Source organism: Arthrobacter sp. PGP41 (assembly GCF_002953935.1).
In the GTDB taxonomy this organism is placed as follows: Bacteria; Actinomycetota; Actinomycetes; order Actinomycetales; family Micrococcaceae; genus Arthrobacter.
Genome location: NZ_CP026514.1, coordinates 3,929,861 through 3,946,979, shown reverse-complemented (window position 1 = coordinate 3,946,979; position 17,119 = coordinate 3,929,861). Strand labels below are relative to the sequence as shown.

Sequence of the window (17,119 nt, the reverse complement as noted above, 5' to 3'; positions counted from 1 at the left end):
CCCCGCCCCCGCCCGCCCAACTGGGTAGCGCTAAGTGTCGTTTTGGGCGGCCAAAACGACACTTAGCGCTACCTAGTTGGGATGGGACGGGCTAAACGGGAGTGACGCGCAGCCAGAGGTACTGGCGGGGGAGGAGCGTAATTCCCTCGTCCAGCTGCAGCGCGGCTTCGGAGAGAAGGTCGACGGCGGCAGGGGAGTATCCGGAGAATGTTTCGGCGGGCAGGGCCTGGGGGTGGTCGCTGAAGTTGGCCAGGGCCAGGACCCGTGTTTCACCCGCGGCACCGGGCCGCTGGTAGGCAAGGACGGAACGGTTGTTGGTGGCAAAATCGACCAGCCGGGTACCGGCCAGTTCAGGCGTGGCCGCCCGGACCTCGATCATCCGCTTCAAGCCGGCGTACACCGCGCCCGCGGGGGTGGACGGGTCGTGGCGGAGGGCGTACTGGCCCGCCGGGTAGTGGGGCCGGTGCACCCAGCGGCTGTCGGCGTCGTGCCCTTCCTCTTCTGCATACCCGTAGTCGTTGACCTGCCCCACCTCGTCCCCCAGGTACAGGAGCGGGATGCCGCCGGTGCTGAAGGCCACCGAGTGGGCAAGGAGGATCCGCTCCACCGCCTCGGCCGGGTCCACTTCCATGCCGCACAGGGACGCCGTGGTACCTGAAATCCGGCAGTCGCCGGTCTTGGGATTGTCCTGGAACGGGACGCCGCGGGCGAAGCTGCCGGGGAAGCGGTTGACGTAGAAGGAGTTCAGGAAACGTCGGTGGTCGAAGCCGTTGATGCCCAGCTCTGCCGCGTCCTCGTCGGCGAAGGTCCAGCCGATGTCGTCGTGGCTGCGCACGTAATTGACCCAGGAGGTGCCGTCCGGGATGTTGTGCCGCCGCTTCAGGGCCTGTGCCAGCAGCGAGACGTCCCGGGTGGCCAGGGATTCCCAGATCAGCGCCATCTGGAGCGGATTGTAGGAGAGCTGGCACTCGGCCGGATCGATGTAGAGGGCCACCTCGTCCGGATGCACGATTGCCTCGGACTTGAACAGCAGCGACGGCGCGGCCAGCCGGCAGACGGCATTGAAGGCCTGGAGGAGGATGTGGGCCTCGGGCAGGTTTTCGCAAGGGGTGCCCAGCTGCTTCCAGATGAACGCCACGGCATCCATGCGCAGGATGTCCACGCCCTGGTTGGCCAGGAAGAGCATCTCCCCGGCCATGGCCCGGAAGACGTCCGGGTTGGAATAGTTCAGGTCCCATTGGTAGGTGTGGAAGGTTGCCCAGACCCAGCGGCCGTCCTCCATCCGGATGAAGGACCCCGGGTGGTTTTCCGGGAAGATTTCTCGGACGTTCTGCTCGAAGGCGTCCGGCATGGTGCGGTCCGGGAAGATCCAGTAGTAGTCGCTGTATTCCGGATCCCCCGAAGCCGCCTTGCGGGCCCACTCGTGTTCGTCGCTCGTGTGGTTGAAGATGAAGTCCACCACCAGGCTGATGCCGTGGGCGCGGAACTCGGAGGCAAGCTCACGAAGCTGTTCCATGGTGCCCAGTTTCGGGTTGACCTGGCGGTAGCTGGAGACTGCGTAGCCGCCGTCGGAGTGCGGCTCGGGCGCCAGGAACAGCGGCATGAGGTGCAGGTAGGTGAGGCCCAGCTCCTTGAAGTACGGGATGTGGCTGCGCAGCCCCTCCAGGCTTTCTGCGTACCGGTCCACATAGCAGACGCCGCCGAGCATGTTGTTGGACAGGAACCAGCCGCCGTTGGCCTCCCGTTCGGCGTCCAGGGCCTTCAGCTCGGCCCGGCGTTCCTCCCACGAACGCGCACCCTGGACCACCAAAGCGGCCAGCTGGTCCTGCCAGTCCGGCCGGGATCCGTACAGCGTGCTGAAGAGGCGGCACAGGTCCGGGAAGTGCGCGTCGAACCGCTGCTGAAAGGCGCGATCGGGGGCGGTGCCCGCCTGCGCGAGGGCATCGACGACGTGCTGCCGCACTGTTTCGTCCACACTGGCGAATTCCTCCATGGCCCAGACCCCTTCCGGTGTGCCGGCGGATCCGGCATGCAAAACCTGTACGGAAGTATTCCACGGTGCGGCTGCCGCGGCGCGCCGGCGGGGTGAAACTAGGAGCGGCCGACGGCGGGTTCCCCGGTTTTGCGCGCGGCGACGGTTACCTCGGGGCCTGGCACCAGTGCCGGGGTAGTCATCCCCGAGTTGTACCCGCTGGCACCGGCACCGGCACCGGCTATGGGAAAACCCGCAGCTGCTGTCGCCAGGGTTCCCAGGCCGCGGGCGGCGTGACTCACCTACGCGGGCCAGCCCTAGCTGAACCAGTCCCGGGCCGGGTTGGTGACCTCCGGGGCCGAGCGGTGCAGGCCGGGGCGGGCCGCCCACTTCACGCCGTTGGCCAGGACCCGCTTGACCTGCGGGTTGTGGTACACCGGGTACTCCTGGTCGCCGGGGCTGAAGTAGAAGATGCGTCCCTTGCCCCGGGTGAACGTGACGCCGGAACGGAACACCTCGCCGCCCGCGAAGGAGCTGATGAAGATGAGGTCGTCCGGCTCCGGGATATCGAACAGCTCGCCGTACATCTCCTGCTCCGGGATGACGATGGGGCTGTCCACGCCTTCGGCGATGGGGTGCGAGGGCTTCACGGTCCACACGAGCTCTCGCTCGCCGTCGTTCCGCCAGGCGAGCGAGCAGCTGGTGCCCAGCAGCCTGGTGAACACCTTGGCGAAGTGCCCCGAGTGGAGCACGATCAGGCCCATGCCGCCCAAGACGTGCCGGTGGACGCGTTCGACGACGGCATCGCTCACCTCATGATGGGCCATGTGTCCCCACCACAGCAGGACGTCCGTCTCCGCGAGCACCTCCTCGTCAAGGCCATGCTGATCATCGGTGGCCAGGACCGCCGTCGTTATGTCTGCCTCGGGGTAGAAGGAACGGAGTCCCGCGGCGATGGCGCCATGGATGCCCTCAGGGTAGATCTCCCCGATGTGGGATGGCTCGTTGATGGCCTCGTGGACACCTTCGTTCCACACCCGGATCCTCAGTTTGCCGTTCATTAGAGCCGAACCTCCCTCTGCTCCAGCGCTGACTTGTAGCACGCGTCGATGATCTGGGCCCGGTAGAGCGCCAGCGAGCCGTCGTGCTCTGCCCAGGTTGCCCCGCCGCCGCGGACTGCCGATACAAAGTCTTCCACCACTGCATCGTGGGCGCGGCCGGGCAGTACCGGCGGGACGTAGTCGGCGCTTTCGCCGTCCTTGTCCGTGAACACCCGCAGCTGGCCCACAGGCGGGAAAGGCGCGCCCTGCACCTTGAGCTCCGCGCCGCCGTCGGTTCCGTAAACCGTGAAGTCCAGGAGGTCGTCCGTTTCCCGGTAGGTGGCCCAGCTCGCCTCGATCACCAGGGTTCCGCCGCCCTCGAGCCGGAGGAACGCCGAGGCGAAGTCCTCCACGTCGAACGCGTGGCTGGATGCCAGGGCGGAGTAGGCGCTGCCGCCGCCGCGCCCGTGCGGGCCCAGCTCGGAGTGGGTGGCGGCGGAGACTGCCACAACTTTCGGTTCGCCCAGCAGGTGCAGTGCATAGTCCAGGGCGTGGACGCCGATGTCCGCGAGCGGTCCGCCGCCGGCAAGTTCCGGGTTGGTGAACCAGCTGCCCAGGGTAGGGATGCCGGAGCGGCGCAGCCAGGATGCCTTGGCGTAGTACGGCCGGCCAAGCCCGCCCGCATCGATGACGCCCTTCAGCGCCTGGATGTCGCCGCGGCGGCGGTGGTTGAAGGCGACGTCCAAGACGCGCCCGGCCTTGCGGGCAGCGTCCACCATGGCTTGGCCTTCGACGGCGTTGCGGGCGATGGGCTTCTCACTCAGGACGTGGATTCCCCGTTCCAGGGCGGCGACGGTGATGGGGGCGTGCAGGAAGGTTGGCACTGCCACGCTGACGGCGTCGAGTCCGCCGTGGTCCAGCATGTCTTTCCAGTCCGCGAATCCGTTCGGAATGGCGTATTCGGCCTGCAGCGAGTCGCGGAGTTCCTGCTCCATGCCGGCAAGCGAAACGATGCTGACGCCGTCAAGGGAGTGGTAGGCCTTCAGGTGCTGCTGGCCGGCCCAGCCGATGCCTACCACGCCCACCCTCAGTTCGGCGGGCCGTGGTTCTTCGCGGGATGCGGCATGCTGTCCGGGGGACTGCTCGTGGCTCACGGATTTTCCTTATCTTGTGTCGGTGTTACTGGTACTTGGGTTGGGGAGTTCTCTCAGCCGTTGACGGCACCGGCAGTCATGCCGGACACGATACGCCTTTGGCAAAGGAGCACAAGGATGATTAGCGAGGTGGTCGGCGGGCGACCGCCCAAAATCACCGCGACGAGGTCCTGTTTCAGGAACGCATCAGGGGGAGTGCCGTGAGCCGGCCCTCCCCCTGATGGTCTTGTGTGGTGCCTAACCTATTGGGCGGCCAATTGGTCGAGTACCGCGAACGGGTTTTCAGCTCCCCCGTTGGGTGCCACCACAATCCGGCGGTCCAGGGTGTGGCTGCCGCCGGCGGGGATCTCAACCTGGAACTTGCTCATGATCCAGTTGCGGAAGCCGTATCCGGTGAACCTGCCGCTCTCCGCCGTGTAGACCAGCCCGTACGTCTGCTGGTCCGCACCTGTTCCAGCCTGGCCGATCCAGTTTCCGTTGGGCTCATAGCTGGCCGCGGTGCCCGTGTTGATTACGGGGTGGCCGGCCACGCCGCTTCGCTGGCCGGTGCCGTCATGGTCCATGGCGTCACCAACCCAGAGCGGAAGCGCAGCCTGGGAGGTGTTCCGGAATTCTGATTTCGCCGTGATCCACTGGTCCCCGGCATTCGCCGAATAGGTTGTGGTCACCATGAGTCCCGGGTGCTCCGCGGAGGTACCCGATGCCCGGACAACGGCGCGCTCGCCGGTGTTCTCCAGGATTTCCACGGAATCGGTGCGGACCTGGGTCTGCGCCCACGCATTCCCGCCTGTAGGTTCAGCTGTGGCAACGTACGGCAGGTTGATCCAGTCCAACTGGTCCGGCTGGCCGGTGATGGCCATGTCCAGCGGCTTGCCGGCAGTGGACTGGTCCAGTTGCGGGTCATTGAACACCCTGGAAATGGCCAGGGCCAGTTTCCTGTTTTCGATCACGATGTCCTGGACTCCGGCTTCCACCAGGCTGCCGGCCAGGCGCTTGCCCGTGCTGGCATCCACGTTCACCGGTCGCAATTCAAGGTCCACGGTTGGTGACTGCCCTGCCGGCACTTCGATCTGCTTGGCGGCTGTGGCCGAACCGAGCTGGGCAGCCTGGACAGTGTATGTGCCGGCGCCCTGTTCAAGGCCGAGCCGGTACGTTCCGTCAGTTGCGGTGGTGGTGGTGCCCGCCGGGACGCCGTCACGCATCACCTGGACGGTGATCCCTGACGCCGGTTGGCCGGTGCCCGCCTGGGTTACCGTCCCCGAAACGGAGGACCAACGTTCGGCGGCGGTGCCGCCGGGGGTGAAGGCGTAGAGGTTGCCGTCCAGGGCGCCTGCCACAACGGTGTTGCCGCTGACTGCGGGGCCCGCTGCCACCCATGTGCCGATGTTGTGCTGCCAGAGGGGCTGGCCGGTGCGGGCATCCAGGGCGTAGAAGTTGCCGTTGTTCGCTCCGACGAAAAGGGTGTCACCGCTCAGCGCAGGCGAGGTGTGCACGCCTCCCCGGTACCGCTCACCGGGAAGCAGCCGGTCCCACAGCACTGCGCCGGTGGTGGCGTCCAGGGCCGTCACGGCACCCGAGGGGAAGCCCATGTAAATGACATTGCCGGCAATGGCGGGCGCGGCCGGGGTGGCGTTGCCGTTGACCAAGGACGGGTGCTGGCTCCGGTAGGTCCACAGGGTCTGGCCTGTGGCGCCGTCCCGGGCAATGATCCCGTTGCCGGAGCCGATGTAGACGCGGCCGTCAGCTGCGGAGGGAATGCCGTCCTGCCAGCCGCCCAGGGTGGCAGCTCCTGTCCACAGCGACTGGCCGGTAGCCAGGTCGTAGGCCATGACGCGGTCCGCCGTTTGGTTGCCCACGTACACGCGGCCATCGGCCACTGCAGGCGTTCCGTCACTCATGGTGCTGCCGCTCATCGGCGAAGCCCATACCCGCGAGCCGGTCTTCACGTCCAGGGCTATCAGGAGCCCCTGCTTCGCTTCGCCGTGGCGCGTCTGGTACGGGTAGAGGACCTTGCCGTCGGCCACGGTCACGCCGTAGTAGCCGTACGTGCGCTGGTTGTAGCCTTCGGGCGCGGGCTCCGGATCATGCTGCCACTTCAGCTGCCCCGTGGCGGCGTCAACGGCGAAGAGGCTGCCGCGGAGGGTGGGAACAAAGACCAGCCCGTCGGAGACGGCGATGCTTCCGTGCACCGAGGACGGCACCGTGTAGCTCCACAGCTGCTTGCCGGTGGCCTGGTCCACTGCGTGCACCGCGCTGTTGCCCTCGCCGTTCTCGTCCCGGGTGCCGGCGTAGACCACGCCGTTGACGATCGCGGGTGAACCCGTCAGGAAGGTGCCCTCCGTCCGGTAGGACCAGGCCAGGCGCTGTCCTGCATCAATGCGGTCTGCCGTGACGCCGGTGTGGCCTTGGTCGCCGTGGTGCTGTGACCAGTCGGCGCCCTTCACCGGGGTGATGGCCTTGTCAGCGGTGAAGGTGAATGTAGAGGTTTTGGTCCAAGAGGCTCCGGTGGCGTCCGTGGCCTGGACCTCGAGGGTGTGCTTGCCCACCTTCCGCAGGTCACCCTGCAGGTCGGAATGCCAGGTGAACTCGCCGGTGGATGCCAGCGGGCGCCAGTTACCGCCGTCGATCCTGAACTGGGCCTTCACGGGAGCGTCCGTGGTGTCGTAGGCGTTCGCCTGGATGCCCGGAAAACCGTCCAGGGGAACGGTGCTGCCGTCAGCCGGGCTGGTGATGGTCAGGTCCTTCTCCGCGCCGTAGTTGCGGACCGGGTTTTCGAAGGATTCGTCCGTCATGGACACGTAGCGGAAGCCGCGAGGTGAGTTGTCGATGCTGTAGGAGCTCGAGGTGGTCTGGACGTGCTTGGCAGTGCCCGCGAACGCACTGTCCGGCTCCACGTCGTTGGAGTGCTCATGGCCTACCAGGATGAGCTGGGCTTTGTACTGCTCCAGCAGGGCGCCGTACTGGTCGTACATGTTCTGCGAGCCGAAGGGCACGTTCATCGGCTGGTGTGCCAGGACCACCAGTTCCTTGTCCCCGACGTTCTTGGCCAGGTCTTCTTTTGCCCACGCCAGCTGCTCGTCGAAGGGGGCGCTGCCGTTGTTTTCAAGCACCAGGAAGTGGCGGTTCCCGTAGTCAAAGGAGTACCACTCGGGGCCCACGTGGTTGCGGTAGTTGTTGATGCGGTTGGCGTAGCCGGTTCCGGAGGCGTATTCATGGTTGCCCACGGCAGGCCACACCGGAACCTTGGACAGGGCGGTGGCGGCCTTGTAAGCGTTGAATTCGGCGTCGGTGGCGTTGTTGGTGAGGTCACCGCTTACCTGGATGAAGCCGAGTTCCTGGCCCGTCGCGTTGATTTCCTGGATCTGTTCCGGGAGTTGCGCGTTCACATGCGGGTCGGCGATGTTGCCGAAAGTGAAGTTGCTCTGCGCCGACTTCGCGTCCTTGGTCAGCGCGAAGTCGGCAGTCTTCTTCTCGTCCGCTGCCAGGAGGCCCAGATTGCGGTAGAAACGGGGGGCCATGAACTCGTCGGTGCCCACGGAGTATCCGGCGGGCTGGGTGATGAAGACGATATCCGTGTTCCGCCGCTCCGTTCGCGTCTCCAGGCTGTACTTGCCGTTGGCATCGGTCACTGCGATTGTGGCGCCGTCGGACACGGAGACGCCGGGAAGGGCAGGCTCGCCCGGGTCGAAGGCATCGTTGCCGTTGCGGTCTTCGAAGACCGTGCCGGAGACCGCTGCCAAAGGGGGATTGAGGGCCTCGCCGACGGCGGTGCTCACCGGTGCGGCGATGACAAGGCCGCCGAGGGCGGCTGTGCCGGCATAGAGGGCCAGGCGTAGGTTGCGCTTCCCGGAACCCGCGTCGGGTACCGGGCGTGTGAGTTTCATGCGAAAAGGAACCTTTCAATGAACCAGAAGAGACCAACAGCTGCGACCGCGACGGTCGCCCCACGCAACACCGGAACGGACCAGCCGCTCCGGCGCACGAGCAGGATCAGGGGAAAGGCGGCAAGGAGCAGCAGCGCCTGCCCCGCCTCGATTCCGGCGTTGAAGCTGAGCAGGGACGTGGCCAGGCTCCAACTGAAATCTTCGGTGACGCGGAGGGATCCGGCGAACCCCAGCCCGTGGAGCAGGCCGAAGACGAACACCACCGGCAGGCGCCGGCGCGTTGCGCCCAGCAGGTTTTCGATGGCTACGAAGGCAATGGACAGGGCGATCAGCGGTTCCACCACCTCTGAGGGAACGCTGATCCAGCCGAGGAGGGCGCTGATGAGGGTCACGCTGTGCGCCAGGGTAAACATGGAGACCACCCCCAGTAGGCTCCGCAGGGTGGCCGCGCCCAGGGCCAGGGCGACGACGAACAGCACGTGGTCCAGACCTGACAGAATATGTTCCACGCCCATGGCCCCGAAGCGGGCGGCGGCTGTTACCACGGACCCTCCGCCGGCAGTGAATTCCGTGTGGCCGCTGTCCAGGACCGTCTGGCCTTCGTGGCCGCCCAGGCTGTATTCCACAATGTTCGAATGGTCATCGGCTGCGGCGTCGCCGGCGCTGAAGACGCCGTATTTGACCAGGTAGGAGCCGGAGGACCCGCCGCAGTCGTACGCCAGGTCCAGCTCGGCGTAGGGAACCTCTTCACGGCTCCTGATGGCCGTACCTTCCAATGCGGGCTTGCACAATGCCCCGTCGAGGAAGATGGTGACCCGCTCCGAAAGGTAGGCTTCGAGGTTGCCCGTCGCAGCCATCAGGACAGCACGCCTTTGGGTGTCGTCGCTGGCCGACAAGGCCTCCGGCCCAAGGTCTACCGCCCGCGCCAGCATTTCGTATTCGAGGCTCAGCGCGTAGGAAACCTCTGCCCCATTGGCCGTGATATCCGAGTATCCCGTCGAATCCCTGACATGGGCGGAGGCGGGAAGGCCCCCGGATACCAGGAACATGATGACCAATAACAGAAGCCCGGCGCCTTGGCGCAGTAGGGACACGGGTGGCACGGGGATGCTCAATTCAGGGTGCGGAGTAAAAGGTATCTCCAATCCACACCGCGCCACTGACAGGATTGTGAATATGCAGTGAACGGCAGGGAGCCGGTGTGCGGACATCAGCTCAGGTTTCGCTCAAGGGACCACTGCTCCTGCGCTCAGCGGGACGCCTGAAACTCGCATGCGGCTGACTGAAACGATGATTTAACACACCGGAAACCCACCCCATCACGGCCGCCCTACAGTTGGAACCAGACGGCAATAGCTGCCCTCCGATGAACGTGGTACTGACTCCGCGTCCCTCCCCCGGAGTGCCTCAACGGGCGATTTCCGTTCTCTCTTCGCATCACGAAAGGGGTTTCCCATGGATTCGGGAAATGTCGCTTGGATACTGGCCAGCTCGGCGCTGGTTTGCATGATGATCCCCGCCCTGGCCCTGTTCTACGGGGGCATGGTGGGGTCGCGCCGCATTCTCAACATGATGATGATGTGTTTTGGCGGCGCCAGCCTGGTGGCCGTCCTCTGGGCACTGTTCGGGTACTCGATGGCCTTCGGAAACTCGGTGGGCGGTCTGGGGCTGATCGGTGACGTCACCGAATTCCCCGGCATGGGGCAGCTGCTGGCCGCGGATGAGGAGGCGTCCATCCCGGTCATCCTGTTTGCCGCCTTCCAGCTGTTCTTCGCCTGCGTCACCACGGCGCTGGTGGCAGGCGCAGCAGCGGGCCGCATGAAGTTCGGCGCCTGGATGCTGTTCGCCGGCATCTGGGCCACAATCGTCTACTTCCCCATCGCGCACTGGGTCTTCGCCTTCACTTCGGCGGACGGCAGCGTGACCGGCGGCTGGATCGCCAGCGGGATCAAGGCCATCGACTTCGCCGGCGGAACCGCCGTGCACATGAATGCCGGCGCGGCAGCCCTGGCGCTGGCCCTGGTGCTCGGCAAGAGCTCCGGCTGGCCGAAAGTGGAGCATGCAAAGCCGCACAGCCGCCCGCTGGTGCTGGTGGGCGCAGGCCTCCTCTGGGTGGGCTGGTTCGGCTTCAACGCCGGCTCCGCGTTGTCCGCCGGCCAGTCGGCGTCGGTGGTTTTCCTCAACACCGCCGTAGCTGCCGCGGCAGGCCTCCTGGCCTGGTCCCTGGTGGAACGGCTCCGCCGCGGGGCAGCCACCAGCATGGGTGCAGCGTCCGGCCTGATCTCAGCGCTCGTGGCCATCACCCCCGCCTGCGGCTCAGTAAGCCCGCTGGGCGCCCTGGCCATCGGGGCGATCGCCGGGGCCGTATGCTCGCTGGCCATTGAACTGAAGTACCGCCTCGGCTACGACGACTCGCTCGACGTTGTTGGCGTCCACCTTGTGGGCGGCATCCTTGGCACCCTGCTGATCGGCCTCTTCGCCACCGACGCAGCACCGAACGCAGTCAGCGGACTCTTCTACGGCGGCGGCGTGGAACTGCTCGGTGTCCAGGCCCTCGCCACTGTGACGGTGCTGGTTTACTCGTTCGGCATCACCTGGGTCCTCGCAAAGATCCTGGACAAGACGATTGGCCTGCGGATCAATCCCGAGGACGAGATGCGCGGCATCGACCTCGCAGCACACTCCGAGCTCGCGTACCTTACGGATGAGGATCCGGTGGAGCTGGGCTCTCCGCAGCGCGTGTAGGGATACCCAAGAAGTCCGGCTGCATGCCATCCGGATGACGAGTCAGGCAGAGGGCCAGCCTCCGGACCGGTGCCAGCAGCAGCTGGCTTATAGTTCCGGGGGCCTGGCCCTTTTGCCACTCCCAGGAACACCGATCCGGGGAGCCTCCCACAGCGGTGCAGATCGCAATCGGGAAGCCGGCAGCGCCCGGCCGCTCTGCCGGTTTCAGGGTTGAAGCGCAGCCCTGAACCGTACGTAGGGCACGAAGCCCCGCCTTCGCCGCTACTCCTTGAACAGGCCGGCAAGGTCTTCCGCAGTAATGGCTCCGCCCGCAAGGGCGTCACCTTCCATGACATCCGAAAACAGCTGCGACTTCCGGGCCTTCAGGGCCATGACCTTTTCCTCGATGGTGTCCTTGGCCACGAGCCGGTAGACCATCACGTTCCGGGCCTGCCCGATCCGGTGGGTCCGGTCCACGGCCTGCGCCTCCGAGGCCGGGTTCCACCAGGGATCCAGCAGGAACACGTAATCCGCCTCCGTGAGGTTGAGCCCAAACCCGCCGGCCTTCAGCGAGATCAGGAACACCGGCGCGCTGCCGTTCTTGAACTCGTTGACCACGTCCGCACGGTTGCGGGTGCCGCCGTCGAGGTAGCAGTACTCGATCTTTTCCTCGTCCAGGCGCTCCCGCACCTTGCCCAGGAAGCCGGTGAACTGGCTGAAAATGAGGGCGCGGTGGCCCTCCGCCACCAGGTCCTCCAGCTGCTCGAACAGCACGTCCAGCTTGCTTGAGCGCACGCCGGAGAGCGACGGGTCAATCAGCGAGGCGTCCAGGCTCAGCTGGCGCAGCAGGGTCAGCGACTGGAAGATGGTGAACCGGTTCTTGTTCACGTCCTCGATCAGCCCCAGGATCTTCTGCCGTTCGCGCTGCAGGTGGGTCTGGTACACCTTCTGGTGGCGCGGGTTCAGCACCACTTCCAGGATCTGCTCCTGCTTGGGCGGCAGGTCCTTGATCACCTGGTCCTTGGTGCGGCGCATCATGAGCGGACGGACCCGGCGGCGGAGCTTGTCCAGCTGCCCCTTGTCACCGTTCTTTTCCACCGGCTTCTGGTAGTACTCGGCGAAGCGCTTGGGGCTGGAAAACAGCCCCGGTGCAACAATCGACGTCAGGGCCCAGAACTCCATGAGGTTGTTTTCCAGGGGCGTGCCCGTGATGGCCAGCTTGAACGCCGCCGGCAGTTTGCGGGCGCATTGGTACGCCTTGGACTGGTGGTTCTTCACGAACTGCGCCTCGTCCAGCACCAGGCCGGACCACGTGCGTGAAGCGTAGGCCTCGTAATCGATCCGGAACAGGGCGTAGGACGTGATCACGATGTCCGCCCCGGCCAGGACCTCCGCGGCGTCCTGGCCGCTCTTTCCGAACGTCTCGCTGACGGCATGCACCTTCAGGCCGGGCGCAAAGCGCGCCGCCTCCGCGGCCCAGTTGCCCACCACACTGGTGGGCGCAACCACCAAAAAGGGAGCGCCGGCGTCGGACGCTGAATCAGCTGCCGCCAGCGCCAGCTCCTTGGCGGCGCACATCAGGGCCAGCGCCTGCACGGTCTTGCCGAGGCCCATGTCATCAGCGAGGATGCCGCCCAGGCTGTGCCGGTACAGGAAGGTGAGCCAGTTGAAGCCCTCCAGCTGGTACGGGCGCAGCTCCGCGTTGAGGGTGGCGGGGAGCGGCAGGCCGTCCATGCCGCCCTCCAGCAGGCCGCCCACCGCGGACCGCCACGCGGCCGCCTGCTCGTCCACCACCCCCAGCTGGGCCAGCTCATCCCAGAGGCCGGCCTGGAAGCGGCTGATCTGCAGCGGCGCATCCTTGTTGTCCTGCAGCGAGCGGGCTTCCTCGATGAGCGCGCGCAGCTGGTGCAGCTCGGGCAGGTCCAGGGAGAAATAGGCGCCACTGGGTAGCAGCATTTTGGTCTGCCCGGCGGCCAGTGCTGAGAACACCGCGGCGAAGGACACCGGCTGGCCTTCCAGCGAGATCTGGATGCCGAGGTCGAACCAGTCGCGCTGCTCGGTGGCCCTGGTGGAGATGGACACCACCGGAGCTTCCTCGGCCTCGCGGTAGTCGGCGATGTCGCCCACGGTGTCCACCTCGACGTCGGGCGCCTCGCGCAGGCGCGGCAGGACCTCCTCGGTGAAGGCCAGGGTGTCCAGGCCCTTCAGCTCGGCGGAGGCCGCGAGCCGGGGGGTGCCCCAGCCGCCGGCGGCGGACTCACCCAGCGCCGGCACCATGTCCCACGGCTGGCCGATGCCTTCCAGGATGCGTGCCTCGGCGGTGTCGTCGCGGTATCCATGGTCCCCGGGGTGGCGCCAGAGGGGCTGGGCGGTGACAAGGGTTCCCGTTTTGTAGTGCCACTCCCAGTGCAGCCGCACCCGGTGGTCCGCGCCGTAGTTTGCCAGCAGGGACAGGGTGGGGACAGCCAGCGCCGGCAGCTCGACGGACTCGTCCCGGGCAGTGACCCGGGCAGTCTGTTTCAGCTTCGGATAAAAACCGGTCAGGAAGCGCGATTCGTCCTTGGCCGGGATGTGCAGGGTGCTGCCGGCCGTCACGAACGCCAGCAGCTCCTCGCTCAGTCCGCTTTCCAGCGGTGCAAGGGTGATGATCCCGTCGGGGTCGGGGACGCCGGGCAACGACGCTTCTCCGGCGGTGAAGAAGATTCCGTGGGCGGGCCGGCCGATGGTCCCCACGGACGCCGGATCAACCTCGGCCCCCTCCACGGTGATGGTGGGCACCAGCTCCAGCCCGCCGTCGGCGGCTGTGGTGCCCTGGGAACCTGCGGCGGCACCGGCGGAAGGTTCCGTGGCCGGGGAGCCGTAGCGGCCCAGATTAAGGCCGACGGCGGCAGGGGCTTCAGCGAGCCGCACCGGTTCAGTGCCGCGGGAATGCACCAGGGCGAGGCCCACTTTGCGGGCGTCTGCCAGCAGGCTCCACAGATTCTTGCCGGCGTAGGAGTTCAGGCTGAGCCAGAAGCCGGAGGGGTTGTACGTCCGGCCGGCAGCGGCGGAATGGCTGGCCAGGAACTCCTGCATCCACTCCACGTGCGCCGGGTTGCACTCGCGCCGGAAGTTCAGGTAGTTCAGGGTGGTCCAGGAGACGTCGCCGCGGATCCACTTGCCCTTGGCGCCCATGATCACCGGCCGGGCCTTGAGCTGGCGCACGCTGCGGAGCGGATCCCGCCGGCCGGTGTAGGAGAAATGCGGGGCTGGCTCTTCGATCTCGAACTGCAGCGCCAGCGGAACGCCGGCGCTTGAGGGAGTGGTTCCCTGCGAGATCAGCGGGCTGAGCGCCTGCTCCCAGTCGGACAGGGCGGGAGCGGACGGGCTGCGGGACAGCTGTGTGGACGTTGACGGCGCCAGCAGCTGCACGCGGATGGCGGGGTTGTCCTCGGCGGCGAAAAGCAGCGCGGCCACGTGCTTGCAGTCCTTGCGGACCGGGCAGCTGCACACGCCCACGGTGCAGCTCCAGCCGCCTGCCTTGCGGACCAGCTTGGCAGTGGTGGAGTAGGGCACATCCGCCCCGCCGCGGACCTTGCCCAGCATGAGCCCGGTGGCGGCGTCGAACGAGATGCCCGAGACGCGGCTGCCCATGGCATACGCCAGCCCGGCCGCCAGGGAACGGTCGTTGATGGCGGGGGTCTGTATTGCCAGTGCCGTACTTTCGTCCGGTTGGGATGGAATGGTGCGCGCTACTTTCAGCAGGCCGCGGGGGGCCGCGGCCGGTGGGTGGTTATCTGATCCATCTTAGTTCGCCGGCCGGGCGTGGCGTGCCGCCGTTCCCGCGGCTCGCGCCTGGCCCCGGCTGTCCCCGGAGCCGGAAACTTCTCCGCCCCGCAAACTTCGCCCGACGTTCATTTCTTCCTCAGCAACGCGTCGGCCCGCCCGACGTAGCGTGAAAACGTACCCTGCACCACCCGTCAACAGCAGTGAGGATTGCCATGATCACCAGCCAGCAGCCCGTCGTCCTGACCAGCAGCAGCATCGACTCAAGCGACGAGGACGTCGTCGAGGCCAACGTCAGCATCGTGGATGCCATGCACACCGCCCTGCTCCGGACCGAAGAGATGTCACCCGTGGCCGTCCGCAGCTACTACGTGGACTTCTACCTCACCCAGGCCCTGGAGGGCGGTTTCGCGCAGTACGTGTTCACCGCAGTCGACAGGTCCGAAACTGACACGCTGATCCGCGAAGGCATGGCGGGCATGGGCGCCGCTGCCCACCTTGACCTCTTCAACAGGGCAGTTGAGGCGTTCGACGACCTGTCCGAAGAAGACGAGGAGCACTACCTCGACGGCGGCCTGGATGATACGGAGGACACGCCCGACGGCGTCCTCCGGATGGAGGAGCTCGACGGCGAGTTCGAGGAGCTGCTGGAGAGCGAAAACATCACCGCGCTCAACGCCGCCTGGCTGCGCGGCCAGGCTGAACTGCTGGTGCTTGACGACGAAGAGGTCGGGGCGTACATCGAGCGGCTGGTGTCGATGATCACCGACCTGCCCGAGCGCAAGGCCCAGGCCGAAGCCGAAGCGCTGGAGGAGGCCCCCGACTTTGAGCTCATCATCCGCGAGCTCTGCAGCATCGCGGGGTATGAGCTCCTCAAGATCACCATGGGCGACCCCAACTACGTCCACGACGGCGAGCGGGTCCTTGCGTGGCACTTCTCCACCGATCACGGCGACTTCCTCATGGTGGAGGAGGAGGACGAGGCCTTCATGATCAACCCGGAAACCCGGGAGATCGTGGCCGCGGTGGAGTTCGAGGAAGCCGACACGGAGATGGCCAACGCCTAGGGGCATTGTTGGCCGGGCATTTGATGGCCCGGGCCGCCATGTCCCAGGCGTGCCCGGGTCCGGGCCCTTAGCCGGTCAGCTGTTCTGCTCCAAAGCGGCCACCAGGATGTCCAGCAGTTCGTCGTCCACCTGGTCCACGGATGTCAGGCGCACCTTCCGGGTGAAGGGATCGTCCGCCCGGGTCCTGGCTGCCTCGATCCTGCCTTCAGCAGGGGCGTTGAGCCGGAGGGTGACATCCACGGCCGTATTGGTGGTGCGGGTAACCTGGGCAAACTTGCGCCGCGGGCTGTGCAGTGAGACGTAGCCCTTCCGCATCTGGATCTGAACGCCTTCGGTGGCGGACGCCCAGCCCAGGATGGCGTCCGCGATGGGCCTTAACTGGGGGTGGTTGGCGTACTGCCCGTCGATCAGTTCATCGGCGTCCCGGAGCATGAACTCCGGGTATCCGAACATTTCCCAAGACACTGCATACCGGGCGTAACCCGTCACCCCGAAGCCGTCCCGCATCCAGGTGCGGAGCTCGCCGTCGTCCTTGATGCCGGCGGCGCGGGCCTGCCCTGCCCAGTGAGCTGTGTCCTTGCCTGTCTTCCGCAGAAGCAGCGACTTATTGCTGTCCACCATTGTTTGCCAGGTGCTGGCCTTCTTTGTTGGTTCCGGATCCGTAGGCATGGGTCGATCGTAGCGCTGCCGGTCCCGGCCGCCCTGCAGCCTCCTGCAGGAGGCCGCGAAAAGATTTTTTGGCTACCCGTAACCTTTCCGCCGTCCCCTGCGATGTAGGAGGTGATGGGTCCGCCCGCCGGGCCCGAATCAAACCTGTTGTCTAGTTTCTGGAGTGTCTTATGTCGTTGTTCACCGTTCTTGCCACCAGCAAAGTAGCCGCCGGAGTCCTGGCAGCAGGCACCATTGCCGTCGGCGGAACCGGCGCCGCCGCCGTTTCCGGTGTCCTCCCCGCCGAGGCGCAGCAGACCGCCCACGACCTTTTCGGCGCACCGGCCCCGAAGCTGGCAGCAGAAGCAGCAGGCGACGCGCAGGCAACTGCCGACGCCGCTGCCGGCACCGACGCTTCCGCAGACGCTGACGCCGACGCTGCAGCCGCAGGCGACGCCACCGTTACCGGCGACAACGCTTCCGCCCAGGCCTCCGCCTCCGCTGGTGCCAACACTGCCGTTGATGCAACCGGCGCCGCAGCCTTCGGCCTGTGCACCGCCTTCACCAACGGCGGCCTCAACGCTTCCTCCGAGGGCTTCTCCTCGCTGGTGATCGCCGCTGAAGGCGAGGCAAACATCGAAAGCTTCTGCGCCGACGTCGTTGCCGAGGCTCACGCCGCCGCCGAGGCCGGCGCCGCCGCTACAGGGTCCGCAGCTGTTGATGTTGAACTTCCCGAAGCGCCTGCTGTTCCGGCAGTTCCCGCCGTTCCCGGTGTCGACGGCGAACCCGCCGTTCCCGCCGTTCCGGCTGTCCCCGCCGAAGCCGGCAGCGTAGTGGACACCCCCTCCGTTTCGGTCCGCTAACC

Annotated in this window: 11 protein-coding genes; 3 read left to right on the top strand and 8 right to left on the bottom strand. The window is 66.4% G+C overall.

Annotated features, from left to right (window positions below; genetic code table 11):
- Positions 1-91: 91 nt before the first annotated feature.
- The 6 genes from C3B78_RS18100 to C3B78_RS18080 all read right to left on the bottom strand — a co-directional run bounded on the left by C3B78_RS18100 (position 92) and on the right by C3B78_RS18080 (position 9,099).
- Complete coding sequence (locus C3B78_RS18100) at positions 92-1,993, bottom strand: alpha-amylase family glycosyl hydrolase (protein ID WP_104999882.1); 1,902 nt, start codon at positions 1,991-1,993, stop codon at positions 92-94.
- Between the two features lie 98 nt (positions 1,994-2,091).
- Positions 2,092-2,274 carry a hypothetical protein gene (locus tag C3B78_RS19780; RefSeq protein WP_158677291.1) on the bottom strand — a complete coding sequence of 61 codons (183 nt, stop codon included), beginning with the start codon at positions 2,272-2,274 and terminating at the stop codon, positions 2,092-2,094.
- 15 nt (positions 2,275-2,289) lie between these two features.
- The gene (locus C3B78_RS18095; protein WP_104999293.1) at positions 2,290-3,033 is read right to left on the bottom strand and encodes a ThuA domain-containing protein; all 744 of its coding nucleotides are present in this window, start codon (positions 3,031-3,033) and stop codon (positions 2,290-2,292) included.
- Positions 3,033-4,166: a Gfo/Idh/MocA family protein gene (locus C3B78_RS18090; RefSeq protein ID WP_234005457.1), complete on the bottom strand. Its 1,134-nt coding sequence runs from the start codon at positions 4,164-4,166 to the stop codon at positions 3,033-3,035. Before C3B78_RS18090 ends, C3B78_RS18095 begins: the two co-directional genes overlap by 1 nt.
- A 242-nt stretch (positions 4,167-4,408) precedes the next feature.
- A complete protein-coding gene (locus tag C3B78_RS18085) occupies positions 4,409-8,050 on the bottom strand; it encodes an outer membrane protein assembly factor BamB family protein (protein ID WP_104999292.1) in 3,642 nt (1,213 codons plus the stop codon).
- On the bottom strand, positions 8,047-9,099 hold the full coding sequence (locus tag C3B78_RS18080) for a HupE/UreJ family protein (RefSeq protein ID WP_158677290.1): 1,053 nt from the start codon (positions 9,097-9,099) through the stop codon (positions 8,047-8,049). The genes C3B78_RS18085 and C3B78_RS18080 overlap by 4 nt, the downstream gene beginning before the upstream one ends.
- A gap of 406 nt (positions 9,100-9,505) precedes the next feature.
- On the opposite strand from C3B78_RS18080, the gene C3B78_RS18075 reads away from it, so the two are divergent.
- A complete protein-coding gene (locus C3B78_RS18075) occupies positions 9,506-10,795 on the top strand; it encodes an ammonium transporter (protein ID WP_104999290.1) in 1,290 nt (429 codons plus the stop codon).
- A gap of 261 nt (positions 10,796-11,056) precedes the next feature.
- Here C3B78_RS18075 and C3B78_RS18070 read toward each other — a convergent pair whose 3' ends face one another.
- Positions 11,057-14,497: a DEAD/DEAH box helicase gene (locus C3B78_RS18070; RefSeq protein ID WP_104999289.1), complete on the bottom strand. Its 3,441-nt coding sequence runs from the start codon at positions 14,495-14,497 to the stop codon at positions 11,057-11,059.
- Between the two features lie 257 nt (positions 14,498-14,754).
- Here C3B78_RS18070 and C3B78_RS18065 point away from each other — a divergent pair, with 257 nt between their 5' ends.
- Complete coding sequence (locus C3B78_RS18065; RefSeq protein ID WP_104999288.1) at positions 14,755-15,606, top strand: DMP19 family protein; 852 nt, start codon at positions 14,755-14,757, stop codon at positions 15,604-15,606.
- Between the two features lie 75 nt (positions 15,607-15,681).
- Here the strand turns inward: C3B78_RS18065 and C3B78_RS18060 are convergent, their stop codons facing one another.
- On the bottom strand, positions 15,682-16,275 hold the full coding sequence (locus tag C3B78_RS18060) for a DUF5655 domain-containing protein (protein ID WP_104999287.1): 594 nt from the start codon (positions 16,273-16,275) through the stop codon (positions 15,682-15,684).
- Positions 16,276-16,445: 170 nt separating this feature from the next.
- Between C3B78_RS18060 and C3B78_RS19775 the strand changes: the two genes are divergently transcribed.
- On the top strand, positions 16,446-17,117 hold the full coding sequence (locus C3B78_RS19775; RefSeq protein ID WP_158677289.1) for a protein tyrosine phosphatase: 672 nt from the start codon (positions 16,446-16,448) through the stop codon (positions 17,115-17,117).
- The last annotated feature ends 2 nt before the right edge of the window (positions 17,118-17,119 follow it).

Bases quoted from the DNA above. Each gene is read 5' to 3' on its own strand.
- C3B78_RS18080 (WP_158677290.1), bottom strand. From the start codon at position 9,099: ATGTTCCTGGTATCCGGGGGCCTTCCCGCCTCCGCCCATGTCAGGGAT.
- C3B78_RS18100 (WP_104999882.1), bottom strand. From the start codon at position 1,993: ATGGAGGAATTCGCCAGTGTGGACGAAACAGTGCGGCAGCACGTCGTC.
- C3B78_RS19775 (WP_158677289.1), top strand. From the start codon at position 16,446: ATGTCGTTGTTCACCGTTCTTGCCACCAGCAAAGTAGCCGCCGGAGTC.
- C3B78_RS18060 (WP_104999287.1), bottom strand. From the start codon at position 16,275: ATGCCTACGGATCCGGAACCAACAAAGAAGGCCAGCACCTGGCAAACA.
- C3B78_RS18085 (WP_104999292.1), bottom strand. From the start codon at position 8,050: ATGAAACTCACACGCCCGGTACCCGACGCGGGTTCCGGGAAGCGCAAC.
- C3B78_RS18065 (WP_104999288.1), top strand. From the start codon at position 14,755: ATGATCACCAGCCAGCAGCCCGTCGTCCTGACCAGCAGCAGCATCGAC.
- C3B78_RS18095 (WP_104999293.1), bottom strand. From the start codon at position 3,033: ATGAACGGCAAACTGAGGATCCGGGTGTGGAACGAAGGTGTCCACGAG.
- C3B78_RS18075 (WP_104999290.1), top strand. From the start codon at position 9,506: ATGGATTCGGGAAATGTCGCTTGGATACTGGCCAGCTCGGCGCTGGTT.